Genomic DNA, 12,241 nt, shown 5'->3' with positions numbered 1-12,241 from the left:
GCCTACTTCGATGCCCTCGGACTGCCTCGACTCTCATGACCTCAAGCTCGCGAACCGCCCGGTGCGGACCCGCACGCCGGGTGGTGTGGCAGGGGTGCGGCTCTGACGAGCCGCCCCCTATGCCGATGCGCGCCATGAAGTTTCGGATGCACAACAGGGCTTGGGCCAGCGTGCCATTGGCAATACCTTGCCCACCAGCCCACATCCGCCTAGACTCAAGATTTACACATATGCGCCTATGCGCCGAATAGCCTTATGAACACGATCCGCTGGAATGTGGCCGTTTCCGCCGATACGGACCAAGCACTCCGCCTTTTCCTCGCCAGTCAGGGCAGAGGCCGGAAGGGGGATTTGTCGCACTTCATCGAAGAGGCTGTGCGCGCGCGCATCCTGGACATGAGCGCCGAACAAGCCAAGGCGGCGAATGCGCAGGTGTCTGCGCAGAACTTAGAGGCGATCGTGCGCGAAGCCGTGCAATGGGCGCGTGAACACTGATGCGGGTCGTTCTGGACAGCAATGTCCTGCTGAGCGCTTTGATTGCCCCGCACGGGGCGCCGCATGCGCTCTATTGCGCCTGGCGTGAACGCCGGTTTGAGATCATCACGGCCCGCAAGCAGATCGAAGAAATTCGCCGAGCCAGCCGTTACCCGAAATTCAAAGCCATCCTGCAGCCGCATCTCGTCGGGGCCATGCTCAATAACCTGCAGGGAGCGCAGATCATCGACCCAATGCCTGCAACGCAGTCGGCGGCCGATCCCGACGACGCCTTTCTGCTCGATCTCGCGCTGGCAGGGGATGCCGATTTCCTGGTCACCGGAGATCACCGGGCCGGTCTTTTGCAGCGCAGCCATATTGGGCGGGCGCGCATTCTCACGCCTGCTGATATGAACTCTCCCGCCGCTAAACGCATGGCGTTGTAGCGGGGGTTTCCCACTTCACCGACCCGTGCTGGACGGCATTGCTGTAGTCCAGACTGACCGTGGTCTCCGTGGGCGTGACTTCGGACCGTTCCGGCCCTAGTGATTTCTGGCGCAGGCGCATCGTGCGCTTGCGGTCCTTGTCTTTGTACTGACCAGACAGCACGCGATCAACCCCGCGATGGGCGATGACGCGCCCCGCGTTGTGATCCGCGTTGTCTTGGTGCCCGCAGCGCTGGCAGACGAACGCGGCCTGTGAAGGCCGGTTGTCCGGGTGAATGTGGCCGCACGCGGCACATTCCTGCGAGGTGTGTTGCGCCGGCACGCACAGGCACAACTTGCCCGCGCGCAGCGCCTTGTAGGTGCTGAATTCCCTGGTCTGGCCCCAGGCTGAGCGCAGAATCGCGGCATTGAGCCCCGACTTGGCCGCCGCGCCGTTGCGCACGTGGCGCCCGTGCTCGTCCTGCTTCGGCCTGGCCCGGCGCGTCATGCGCTGCACGCCCAGGTCTTCGAACACGATCAGCAGCGTGCTGGGGTCGGAAACCAGCACATGACTGGTCTGGTGGGCGAAGTCCCGCCGCATGTTCTTGCTGTACTGGTGCAGGGCCTCGACGCGGCGTGCCGCCTTGCGCAGGTTCGCGCCGCCCTTGGCGCTGCGAGAGAGCTTGCGCTGCCAGCGGCGGATCGCGGCGGCCTTTTTCTCCGTGCGTCTTTTCTGAGCGTCGGAGAAGTCGAACGCATGCCCCGTCGACGCCATTGCAGGGATGGCCACGCCACGGTCGACGCCCACAGCGCGTTCGAGCAGTTCCTGCCGCTCGAACTTCGCCAGCCAGTCGGCGGTTTCCTGAAATGTCGGCGCCGTCGCCCCATCGTCGAACGACCCAGAGACGAACCAGCGTCCGGCCTCAACCGTGAGGTGGATAGACGCCGGAACCTTGAACGAGCCGGACACCTTGAACGCCACTTCGCCCACCGGGAATTTCTTGGTGCCGAGGATCAGACGATGCTGGACTGCACCCGTGGCCGCATCGGTCACGGCGTCGAACTGGAACAACTCGGACGTGACCCACACCGACTGCGCACATGGCTTGCGCTGCAGCGTCGGGCGTCCGGCGAGTTTCTTGAAGAACCGTCCATACGCTTGTTTCCACCGCACCGCGCCATTGCGCAGTACCACGCTGGGCACCTCGCGCAGCCAGGCGGTGTCCTCACCGATGAACTGCGCGTACTGCTGATCTTGCGGCGCAAATTGACCAACATGTTGCAGCGACTGGCGCGCGAAGGCGCGAAAGTACCGATCCTCGCGCACCTTGGCGTTGTAGACGAACCGCTGGCACCCGATCCAGCGCAGCAGGGTCTGTTCCTGCGCGGCGCTAGGGTAACAGCGGAAACGAAAGCCAGTCTTCATGCTGTGATTTTATGGCTCTGTTGCTCACCCAGTCCATGCCTTGCGGCTTGAACACCTGCTCGATGCGCGCCGAGGTCAGCATGCCGCGGTCGCCCGCCCACACGATGGAGGCGATGCCGAAGCGATCCCGCAACTTGCTCACCTGCGCGGCCACCGTCGCCGGGTCGGCCGTGTTGCCGGGAAACACCTCCACCGCGATCGAGCAGCCCTGGCTCGTGCAGATCAGGCCGAAGACAATCTGCGGATCGTCGCGCTTGCCGTCGCGCGAATGCCCGCGTGCAGCCAGTTCGCAGCAGCGCCCCGTCAGCCAGGTCGAGGTCAGTTCGCACAGCACCAAGGTCGAGCCCACCAGGTGCTGGCGCGCCAAGCGACGCTCGATGGCGGGCTGCGCCTCGTGCAGCCAGTCCAGCGCGCGGTACAGGTCATCGGCACCGCACTGGCCGACCCCGAGCACGCGACCCAGCGAGGAGATGGCCGTGTCGTCGTGCAGCATGCGATGCGTGGGCAGGAACCCACCGAAGCGACTCATGAGGCATGTTCAAGCCCGCTCGAACACCGCGATGGACTCCACATGCGAGGTGTGCGGGAACATGTTCACCACGCCGGCCGCGTGCAGGACGTAGCCTGCCTGATGCACAAGCAGGCAGGCGTCGCGCGCCAGTGTGGCCGGGTTGCAGGAGATGTAGACGATGCGCGACGGCGGGCTGAAACCTCCGGCTTGGGTATCGGCAACTTGAACACCTGCGAGTTGCGCACCGGCTACTTGCGCACCGGCTACTTGGACGTCGGCCAAGGCCTTGCACAGGGCGAGCGCGCCTTCGCGCGGCGGGTCGATCAGCCATTTGTCGAACGGGCCGAGTTGCAGCAGGGCCTGGGCGTCCATCTCGAACAGATTGCGGGCCTCGAAACGGGTGCGCTCCGCCAAGCCGTTGTACGCCGCGTTGTCACGCGCACGCTGCACCAGCGCCTCGCTGCCTTCCACGCCGAGCACCGAAGCGGCGCGCGTGGCCAGAGGCAGGGTGAAGTTGCCGAGGCCACAAAACCAGTCGGCGACGCGTTCGTGGGATTGGGGCGCCAGCAGCCGCAAAGCGCGCGAAACCAGCGCCTGGTTGATGCGGTGATTGACCTGGGTGAAGTCGGTGGGTTTGAAAGGCATGCGCACACCGAACTCGGGCAAGGCGTATTCGAGCCCGGGGGCTTGCGGATCCAAGGGCGCTGCGGTGTGCGGGCCGCCGGGCTGCAACCACCACTGCACGCCGTGCTGCGCTGCGAACCGGGCCAAGGCTTGCCGATCGGCGGGCTTGAGTTCCTGCAGGTTGCGCAGCACCAGCACGGTTTGCGCATCGCCCTCGGCCAGTTCGATTTGCGGCAGGCGGTCGGGGCACGACAGGCCCGCGATGAGCTGGCGCAAGGGCATGAGCAGGGCGGACACATGCGGCGGCAAGATGGCGCAGGTCTGCATGTCGGCCACGTAGCTGGAGCCGCGCTCGTGAAACCCGACCAGGACACCGCCCTTCTTGTGCACCAGGCGCACGGTGAGGCGCGCGCGGTGGCGATAGCCCCAGTTCGGGCCGGCCAGCGGACGCATGACTGTTTGCGGACGCACCTGCGCCAAATGCCAGAGGTCGTCCTCCAAGGTGCGTTGCTTGAAGGCGATTTGGGCTTGCGGGTCGATGTGCTGCATGCTGCAGCCGCCGCACACGCCGAAATGCGGGCAGCACGGCTCGACGCGGGTGTAGGCCGTGCGCTGCCACTCCACCGCCTCGCCCTGCTCCCACTTGGCCTTGCTGCGGGTGACGCGCACGCGCACCACTTCGCCGGGCAGAGCGCCCGCAGCAAACACCACCTTGCCGTCGGCGCGGTGGGCGACGCCTCGGGCCTCGAGGTCAAGCGCCTCGATGGTCAGCCATTCGTCGGAGATCGTCGTCGGTTTCATTGCAGGCCCGGGCTCTGCACCACCGGGAATGCCAAGGCATGCGGGGGCGACAGCTTCAGGAGTTTGGCGGATCGGGCAGGCGCCAGGCCTGCAGGTATTCAGCCCAGTGCGGCTCGCCCAGCGCCCAGTCGGCCAGGGTGTTGCGCACCAGCGCGACTTCGTCCTGGTGCTCTGCGGGGCTGAAGCCGCCGCGCATGAGCTGGAAGCGGCAATACAGCAAATAGGTGTTGAGCACGTCGGTTTCGCAGTAGCGCCGCACCGCTTCCAGTTCGCCCCGCTGCCAGGCGGCGTAGACCTGGCTGCCGTCCATGCCCAGTTTTCCCGGCAGGCCGCAAAGCTGCGCCAGGGTGTCCATGCCGGCGTTGGCGCGCGGCTGGTAGAGGGCCAGCAGGTCCATCAGGTCGAGGTGCCGGCTGTGGTAGCGCGAGATGTAGTTGTTCCACTTGAACTCGCGGTCGTCTTCGCCCATGTCCCAGTATTTGGGCGCCTGCACGCCATGCACCAGGCCACGGTAATGCAGCACGGGCAGATCGAAGCCGCCGCCATTCCAGGAAACCAGTTGCGGTTCGTGTTTGTCGACGATGCGGAAAAAACCCTGCACCGCCGCGCCTTCCTGGCCGCCACGGTCGACGAAGGAATGCACCTTCAGCCCCTGGGCATTGCGGAAGATGCAGGAAATGACGAGCACGCGCTGGCAGATCACGGGCAGGAAATCGCTGCCGGTTTGGGCCTTGCGCCGCTCCTGCGCCTGGGCGATGGCGGCGGCGTCGGCCAGGCCCGCGTCGGCCAGGCCCGCGGCGCGGATGGCTTGCGCGTCGGGGATGGTTTCGATGTCGAAGACGACGACGGGCGCGGCCATGACGCTCAGAGCACCGAAGATTTGTCGACCCCGCCCTTGGACAGGCGGCGTTTGAGCTTGAGCAGGGCTTCCTGCTGGATCTGGCGCACGCGCTCGCGGGTGAGGTCGAGGCGTTGCGCCAGGGTTTCCAGGGTTTCGGTGTCGCGGCCGTAAAGCCCGAAGCGCGCTTCGATCACCTCGCGCTCGCGCTCGGCCAAAGTCTGCAGCCAGGCGTCGAGCAGATGCGTGACCTCGTGCGCCTGCGCGGTATCGTCGGGGCCGGGCGCCTGCTGGTCGGCGAACTGGTCCTGGTAGCTGTCGCCCGCGCTGGTTTCGTGCATCAGGTCGAGCGAGGCGGGCAGTTCGCCCAGGGTGAGCAGATCGGCCACCTCGTCGGCTGTGCGGCCGGTGAGGCTGGCAATGTCTTCGACCGAGGCCACGCCGTTGGGGCTGGACTCTTCCAGGTGGTGCCGCGCTCGCAGCACCTGGTTGAGCTCGCGAATGACGTGCACCGGCAGGCGGATGGTGCGCCCCTGCTGCATGATGGCGCGCTCGACGTTTTGGCGTATCCACCAACTCGCATAGGTGGAGAAGCGGAAGCCGCGCTCGGGCTCGAATTTCTCGATGGCGTGCATCAAGCCCAGATTGCCTTCCTCGATGAGGTCGGCCAGGGCCAGGCCGCGGCCGGCATAGACTTTGGCAATGCTCACCACCAGCCGCAGGTTGTGTTCGACCATGGCTTGCCGTGCCGCGAAATCGCCCTGGCGGGCGCGCGTGGCGGTGTCGAATTCCTGCTGCGGCGTGAGCAGCGGCTTGATGCGAATCTGGTTGAGGTAGGCCTGCAGCACGCTCTGGCTGGCGGCGTCCACGCCATCGCCCGCCATGCGGCCAAGTTCTTGCGTCGCCAGTTCGTCTCGCCCCGAGCCTTGCGGCTCTTCGGCGTTACCCGCAGCGGCAGCGGGTGTGGACGTCGATGATTTTTTGGGTGCGCGCGGCATGGGGCGGCTTGAGGTGGCTTCAGGTAGCTTGGATAGGGGTGCTCAATGCGGCGGCAGAACCTGCATCGGATCGATGGGTTTGCCGCGCAGGCGCACCTCGAAATGCAGCTCCACACGCGGGGCGTCCGTCGATCCCATGAGGGCGATTTGCTGCCCGCGCTGGATGTCCTGGCCATCTTTCACCAGCAGTTTCTCGTTGTGCGCGTAGACCGAGATGTAGTCGGCGTTGTGCTTGATGATGACCAGGTTGCCGAAGCCGCGCAACTCGTTGCCGGCATAAACCACCTTGCCCTTGGCCGCCGCGAAAATGGGCTCGCCCTGCTTGCCGGCGATGTCGATGCCCTTGCTGGTGCTGCCGTTATAGCCCTGAATGATTTTTCCCGGCGCCGGCCACGACCATTGCAAACCGCCGTTGTCAGCCACGGCCTTGGGCGCCACGGCCCCGGCAACCGCGCTGGCCGAGGCCGTTGGCGCGGGCGCTGCAACCGTGCCTGCAGGAGATGCGGCTGAAGTTGCAGCCACGACGGGCGGCGCGACTGGGGCCACCACAGGCGGCGCAGGAGTCGACGAACCCATGGGTGCCAGCGGATACGACTGAGCCACCTGGCCGTTGGCCGGCATGGCGCCCTGAGGCGCCGGGAGCGCGGCCACTGCAGGCGGCGTACCAGCCACCGGGGGTGCCACGCGCAACACCTGGCCCACCGTGATGACGTTCGGATCGCTGAGGCTGTTCCAGCTCACGATGTTGTGCCAGTCCTGGCCGAACTGCAGGCCGATGCGGCGCACCGTGTCGCCGGGCTGCACCGTGTAGTAACCGGGCTGGCCCGCATAAGCGGCGTAGGGGCCTGCATCGGCGGCTGCGGAGGAGCTGCCTGCGGGCGCTGCGCTGGCCGGCGCTGCGGCCGATCCGACGGGCGTGAAGTTCTTGCTGACCACCGGTGCGGGATTGAGCGACACCGTCGAACAAGCGGCCAAAAAAGCGGCCAGAAGCGAGGTGAGCAAGAGCGGAAGAACGAGTCGCATGGAGGAGCCTGAGCGTCAGAGAACGCCCGATTTTAGAGGGACAAAATGCGCGTCTTCCACACACCACGAATCCACCTTGCACGTGGCCGTTTTGCGGTAGGCCATGAGGCGCTGCGGCTGCCCGACGGGCGCCAAGAGCACCCCACCCGGACGCAACTGCGCCAGCCAGGAGGCGGGAACCTCGGCACAGGCGGCGGCGCTGAGCACGGCGTCGAACGGCGCGCCCGCGACGGCTCCGTCGGTGCCGTCACCCAGCAGCAGGCGCAAATTCGGCAGGCGCAGCGCGCGCAGATTGCGCCGCGCGAGTTCGTGCAAGGCGCGGATGCGCTCGATGCTGTAGACCTCGCCCGCCACACGGCTCAGCACCGCGGCCTGATAGCCGCAACCGGTGCCGATCTCCAGCACGCGCTCAGGCTTGGCCCCCAGGCTTTGCAGCAGAACCGAGGCGCAACGCGCCACCACGGAAGGCTTGGAGATGGTCTGGCCATGCCCGATGGGCAGAGCGTTGTCGAGATAGGCCTGAGCCACCAGCCCGGGCTCGAGAAACACATGGCGCGGCACGGCCAGCATGGCATTCAACACGGCCGGCTCCATGCCGCCCATGGCACGTAGCCGCTCCACCATGCTGTCGCGCACGGCCTGCGAGTCCATGCCCTGGCCGGTGGGAACGCCCGGCTGAACGATTGTTTGGCGATACGCCCCCTGCGAGCGCGGCAGCGCCGGTCTGCCGCCCTCGGCAGAAAGGGGGGTTGAACGGGGGCGTGTGGTGCCGGACGAGCCCGTCGCCGCCGCGTCGCCCCACTTGGCCGGATAGCGGGGACGCGCCGTGCGGGTGGAATCAGCGCTCACCGGCCATGCCCGAAAAGCGCACCTTGCAGTCGTCCAGCAACTGGTAGTGCGTGAGGTCGAGTTGCAGCGGCGTGAGCGACGCATAGCCCTGCGCGATGGCGTCGAAGTCGGTGCCGGGCTGGTCGTCGCGGGCCTCGCCTGCGGAGCCAATCCAGTAAATCGGCTCGCCATGCGGGTTGTGCTGCAGGATCACTGGCTGACTGGGGTGCCGCTTGCCCAAACGCGCGACCCGCACGCCGCGCAAGGCGCTGCGGGCAACATTGGGGACGTTGAGATTGAACAGCACGGGCTCTACAGGCTTGCGCTCCAGCAGATTCCGAGCCACCTCCACGGCAACCTGCACCGCGGTATCCAGGTGCTCCCAACCCTTGTGAACCAGCGACACGGCCAGGGCCGGCATGCCAAAGAGATAGCCCTCCGTGGCCGCGGCGACGGTGCCGGAATAAATGGTGTCATCCCCCAGATTGGCGCCGTTGTTCACGCCGCTCACGACCAGATCGGGTTTGAAGTCCAGCAGGCCGGTGAGCGCAATGTGCACACCATCGGACGGTGTGCCATTCACGTACAGAAAGCCATTGGCAGCCTTGAAAACCGACAGCGGGCGGCTGAGGGTGAGTGCGTTCGAAGCCGCGCTGGCGTTCTGCTCAGGCGCGACCACGGTAACGTCCGCCAGCCCGCACAGCCCGGCGTAAAGCGCTTGCAATCCGGGAGCTAGATAACCATCGTCATTGGCGAGCAGGATGCGCATGGCTGCATCTTATCGGGGACTCGATCTGCGGCTGGAATGCAGCCTCTGGCAGCCGTCGGCCAAAGCCCCGTGCCAGCGCCTTGGCCATACAAGCCGGCCACAAAAAAGCGCCGGGCTGCGAGGGTCGTGCAGACGCCGAACCCGGCCAAGACGCGCAAGACACGCGAAGCCCTGGGCAAGCCCGGCAAGAAGTCGGACGTGCTGACGCGGGAACAATTGCCCGCCTGGTTCGCCCATGTGCGCCAGATTCAAAACCCGGCCATCGCCGCCGCGCTGCAAACCCTGCTGCTGACTGGTGCCCGCCCTGGTGAGGTGCTATCCCTGCGCTGGGACGACATCAATACGCAATGGAAAAGCATCGTGATGCGGGACAAGGTGGAGGGCGAGCGCATGATTCCACTCACGCCCTATGTGGCGCAGCTACTGGCCGCCCTACCCCGCCGCAATGCCTGGGTGTTCTCCAGCGCCACCAGCGCCAGCGGGCAACTGTCCAAGCCGAACACGCCGCACGCCCGCGCCTGCAAAGCCGCCGGGCTGGAGGATTTGACGCTGCACGGCCTGCGCCGTTCGTTTTCCACCCTTACCGAATGGCTGGAAATCCCCGCCGGGCCGGTGGCGCAAATCATGGGCCACAAACCCAGCGCCACGGCAGAACGCCATTACAAGGTGCGCCCGCTGGACTTGCTGCGGGTTCACCATGAGCGCATCGAGGCGTGGATTCTGGAGCAGGCTGGCATCGACTTCCAAGCCACGCAAGCCCTGCCGACGCTGCGCCGTGTGCAGTGAAACAGTAGCCTTTACGCTACAATCTGCCCATGTTTGAAGTGCAAAGCTACCTGACAGACGAAGGGCAATGCCCCGTGCAGGACTGGCTGGCCGCTTTGCCCGACAGACAAGCCCGCGCCCGCATTGCAACCCGGTTGCTGCGCCTGGAGGCTGGCAATCCGGGAGACTGCAAAGCCTTATCGGGTGGACTGTGGGAATTGCGCATTGACTGAGGGCCGGCCTACCGGGTGTATTACGCCCGCGCCGGTGCCCGCTTGGTGCTGCTGCTGGCTGGTGGCGACAAGCGCACCCAGCAAGCCGACATTACAACCGCCCGGCGCTATTGGACAGACTGGCAACAAAGGAACGCACCATGAACGCATCACGCCCCCTGAATCAAACCATCGTCGAGTTGCTGCGGCAGGATGAAGGCTTTGCCGAGGAACTGCTGAATGCAGCCATCGACGAAGCCGACGAACCCGGAGGCCGCGAAGCCTTATTAGCCGCCCTGCGCAGCATTGCCGAAGCCAAGGGCATGCGCGCCATTGCCGAGGAAACCGGGCTCTCGCGTGAAACGCTCTATCGCACGCTTTCGCCGCGTGGCAATCCCACATTGCGCACACTCATGGCCGTGACGCATGCCGCAGGTTTGCGCCTGCGGGTGGAAAAGGCTCACGCATGAAACGCAACCTTGCCGCCGAACTGACTGAGGGCACGCGAGCTCTAGCCGCCTCACGCACCGGCAAAACTCTGCACAGCATCAAGCGCACCCTGCTGGCCGTGCCCGAAGTGCGGGCCGAATATGACGCCCTGGGGGATGAATTCGCCATTGCCCGCGAAATGATTGCAGCCCGCGCCCGCGCTGGCCTATCGCAAGCCGAGGTGGCGCAGCGCATGGGCACGACGCAAAGCGTGGTGGCACGGCTGGAGAGTGGCAAGCGCCCGCCGTCCCTGCGCAGTGTGCAGCGTTACGCGCAAGCCGTGGGAGCCCGCGCCGTGGTGCGCTTGGTGGCATGAGCATGATGCACAACCCAGCGCACCCCGGCGAAGTGCTGCGCGAATGGAATCGCGTTGAGCCTGCCACAGCAGGCCGTGCATCGTGGCGCTTGCGCTTTCAGCATGGCCGGCATGGTGAGTCTCGGGAGCAGCGAAGGGTCGAGCTCCTTATACGGGCCGCCTACGGGGTTGGACACACCCAGCGGCGGTTCATGGCGATGCCACGCCCCGAGCAGGAGGCGCAGGTTCGGGCCTGGGTTGGCGAGGCGCTGGAGTCGCGCGAGATTCGTCTAGGCCGGCTCCCGCCACGTTGATGCTGACCCGCACCGATGTATGGCCATTGTTTACCGGCATTGCGACGAACCGCCCGCTTTAGTGGCGCAGTTCGCAGGATGAATGCACGCCCGGCCATCGCGCCGGGTTTGTCGTTTCTGGAGCCCGCCGTCATACCCTGCCATTCCCGTGCAGACATTACACAGCCATTACATGAATGCCGGGCAACAAAAAGCCCGGCGGGTTAGGCAGGGCTAAGTGCTTGAAATCTTTGGGGTGGCTGATGGGACTCGAACCCACGACGACAGGAATCACAATCTACGGCGGCAACCCGCATAAATACTGGCTTGCAAGGCAGTCCGTGGGAATTCCATACAGAATTGCGGCGCTAAGCTTTGCGCGGGCTCCAAGAGGGTCGTTCCCACGGAAAATGACATCTCCCAGATCCGCCCAAAAGGTGGTTCATCCGTACGTCCAGCGAACCATCTTGACACCTGAAGTGATGGTCAGGTGCTGATAGCAGGGGTATTGGTTCTCGCCCAGTTGTGCGGCAGCAATTCGCTCAGACGGCTACCGCTTGCATCATGCGAGAAAAGTGATGGGCGTCCCGCACGTTTTCGCTCTCGCTGGCCTGCGCAGCCCGTCGCATCCAGTCGACGTCGGCACCGGCGCAGAAATGCTTGCCTCTGGCGCGCAGTACCACAGCCCGCATTCCAGGGTTGCCGCCCATCGCCTCGAAGGCCTGGGTGATGCGCGCGATCTGCGCCTCATCGAAGGCGTTGTGCACTTCAGGGCGCGGTTGAGGATGATCACACCCAGGCCGGCAGGGGTGAGTTCAGTCAGCAATTCAGATGTGGACATGTCGGACGGGTTTCAGCGTTTGGGTGTGGTGAGGTCGGGGTTCGAGCGTTTGAGGCTGATCAGGGGTTGGACGATGGGCGCTTGCACCGAGGCGCGGTCGGCTTCCACAGTGGGCAGTGGCTGGACTTCGCGCAGACTACGCAAGCAGCGCCGTGTCAAGTCTTGGTAAGTGCGGGTGCCGTCGAGCTTCCAGGCCATTTCTTCGGCTTGCAGCTCGCGTTTAATTTTGGCCGGCAACCCGGCGGCCAGTGTGCGTGGCGCCACACGCATGCCAGCAGGAATGAAGGCACAGGCGGCGACGATGGCCTGCTCGCCGATCTCGGCATCGTCCATCACCACTGCGTTCATGCCCACCATGGCATCGCGCCGCACCACACAACTATGGAGCGCTGCACCATGGCGGATGTGCCCATTCGCCTCGACCACGGTGTCATGCCCTGGAAAACCGTGCATCACACAGCCATCCTGCACATTGGCGTGCCTCACCCGCGGCAAGTCCCACGCTGGCAACGAGCCCCGGATCACCGGCAGCCATCGCTTCCGGTGGCATCAGGGTCGAGAGGCGCTGATGCGCACGGAAAATCCCAATCATGACGTCGGCGAAGATCAGGATGAACGCCATGCCCAGA

14 protein-coding genes and 3 pseudogenes are annotated in these 12,241 nt (G+C 65.4%); 6 read left to right on the top strand and 11 right to left on the bottom strand.

Annotated features, from left to right (window positions below):
* Positions 1–255: 255 nt before the first annotated feature.
* Together ACYCUK_RS20885 and ACYCUK_RS20880 are read left to right on the top strand one after the other, a co-directional pair.
* A complete protein-coding gene (locus ACYCUK_RS20885; protein WP_461596564.1) occupies positions 256–495 on the top strand; it encodes a ribbon-helix-helix domain-containing protein in 240 nt (79 codons plus the stop codon).
* Positions 495–920, top strand: coding sequence for a putative toxin-antitoxin system toxin component, PIN family (locus ACYCUK_RS20880; protein WP_461596563.1), 426 nt, complete (start codon positions 495–497; stop codon positions 918–920). Before ACYCUK_RS20885 ends, ACYCUK_RS20880 begins: the two co-directional genes overlap by 1 nt.
* On the opposite strand, the gene ACYCUK_RS20875 is transcribed toward ACYCUK_RS20880, so the two are convergent.
* The 8 genes and pseudogenes from ACYCUK_RS20875 to surE all read right to left on the bottom strand — a co-directional run bounded on the left by ACYCUK_RS20875 (position 901) and on the right by surE (position 8,717).
* Positions 901–2,325, bottom strand: a complete 1,425-nt coding sequence (locus tag ACYCUK_RS20875) for an RNA-guided endonuclease InsQ/TnpB family protein (protein WP_461596562.1) — start codon at positions 2,323–2,325, stop codon at positions 901–903. The genes ACYCUK_RS20880 and ACYCUK_RS20875 overlap by 20 nt on opposite strands.
* 19 nt (positions 2,326–2,344) lie before the next feature.
* Positions 2,345–2,833 (bottom strand): annotated as a pseudogene (locus tag ACYCUK_RS20870) (IS1634 family transposase); the annotation flags it as partial.
* A gap of 30 nt (positions 2,834–2,863) precedes the next feature.
* Positions 2,864–4,261: a 23S rRNA (uracil(1939)-C(5))-methyltransferase RlmD gene (gene rlmD / locus ACYCUK_RS20865; RefSeq protein WP_461596561.1), complete on the bottom strand. Its 1,398-nt coding sequence runs from the start codon at positions 4,259–4,261 to the stop codon at positions 2,864–2,866.
* A 55-nt stretch (positions 4,262–4,316) separates the two neighbouring features.
* Positions 4,317–5,120, bottom strand: coding sequence for a 3'-5' exonuclease (locus ACYCUK_RS20860; protein ID WP_461596560.1), 804 nt, complete (start codon positions 5,118–5,120; stop codon positions 4,317–4,319).
* Positions 5,121–5,125: 5 nt separating this feature from the next.
* Positions 5,126–6,097 carry an RNA polymerase sigma factor RpoS gene (gene rpoS / locus ACYCUK_RS20855; protein ID WP_461596559.1) on the bottom strand — a complete coding sequence of 324 codons (972 nt, stop codon included), beginning with the start codon at positions 6,095–6,097 and terminating at the stop codon, positions 5,126–5,128.
* A 42-nt stretch (positions 6,098–6,139) separates the two neighbouring features.
* Positions 6,140–7,120: a peptidoglycan DD-metalloendopeptidase family protein gene (locus tag ACYCUK_RS20850; RefSeq protein WP_461596558.1), complete on the bottom strand. Its 981-nt coding sequence runs from the start codon at positions 7,118–7,120 to the stop codon at positions 6,140–6,142.
* A 15-nt stretch (positions 7,121–7,135) separates the two neighbouring features.
* The gene (locus ACYCUK_RS20845; RefSeq protein ID WP_461596557.1) at positions 7,136–7,969 is read right to left on the bottom strand and encodes a protein-L-isoaspartate(D-aspartate) O-methyltransferase; all 834 of its coding nucleotides are present in this window, start codon (positions 7,967–7,969) and stop codon (positions 7,136–7,138) included.
* Positions 7,959–8,717: a 5'/3'-nucleotidase SurE gene (gene surE / locus ACYCUK_RS20840; RefSeq protein ID WP_461596556.1), complete on the bottom strand. Its 759-nt coding sequence runs from the start codon at positions 8,715–8,717 to the stop codon at positions 7,959–7,961. Before surE ends, ACYCUK_RS20845 begins: the two co-directional genes overlap by 11 nt.
* Positions 8,718–8,852: 135 nt before the next feature.
* Here surE and ACYCUK_RS20835 point away from each other — a divergent pair.
* The 4 genes and pseudogenes from ACYCUK_RS20835 to ACYCUK_RS20820 form a co-directional block, all read left to right on the top strand.
* Positions 8,853–9,503: pseudogene (locus tag ACYCUK_RS20835) on the top strand (tyrosine-type recombinase/integrase); the annotation flags it as partial.
* Between the two features lie 29 nt (positions 9,504–9,532).
* Entirely contained in the window at positions 9,533–9,715 is a 183-nt protein-coding gene (locus ACYCUK_RS20830; protein ID WP_461596555.1) for a type II toxin-antitoxin system RelE/ParE family toxin, read from the top strand.
* A gap of 140 nt (positions 9,716–9,855) precedes the next feature.
* The gene (locus ACYCUK_RS20825) at positions 9,856–10,164 is read left to right on the top strand and encodes an addiction module antidote protein (RefSeq protein ID WP_461596554.1); all 309 of its coding nucleotides are present in this window, start codon (positions 9,856–9,858) and stop codon (positions 10,162–10,164) included.
* On the top strand, positions 10,161–10,499 hold the full coding sequence (locus ACYCUK_RS20820) for a helix-turn-helix domain-containing protein (RefSeq protein ID WP_461596553.1): 339 nt from the start codon (positions 10,161–10,163) through the stop codon (positions 10,497–10,499). Before ACYCUK_RS20825 ends, ACYCUK_RS20820 begins: the two co-directional genes overlap by 4 nt.
* Before the next feature lie 814 nt (positions 10,500–11,313).
* Here the strand turns inward: ACYCUK_RS20820 and ACYCUK_RS20815 are convergent.
* The 3 genes and pseudogenes from ACYCUK_RS20815 to ACYCUK_RS20805 form a co-directional block, all read right to left on the bottom strand.
* A complete protein-coding gene (locus ACYCUK_RS20815) occupies positions 11,314–11,538 on the bottom strand; it encodes an enoyl-CoA hydratase-related protein (RefSeq protein WP_461596552.1) in 225 nt (74 codons plus the stop codon).
* An 86-nt stretch (positions 11,539–11,624) separates the two neighbouring features.
* Positions 11,625–12,095: pseudogene (locus ACYCUK_RS20810) on the bottom strand (phenylacetic acid degradation protein PaaY); the annotation flags it as partial.
* The coding region (locus ACYCUK_RS20805) for a hypothetical protein (protein WP_461596551.1) at positions 12,043–12,241 on the bottom strand (199 nt) is incomplete at its 5' end. The gene ACYCUK_RS20805 and the pseudogene ACYCUK_RS20810, both read right to left, overlap by 53 nt.

Source organism: Thiomonas sp. (genome assembly GCF_054608695.1).
Note: the sequence above shows the minus strand (reverse complement) of the source record. Positions and strands in the feature narration are given on the sequence as shown.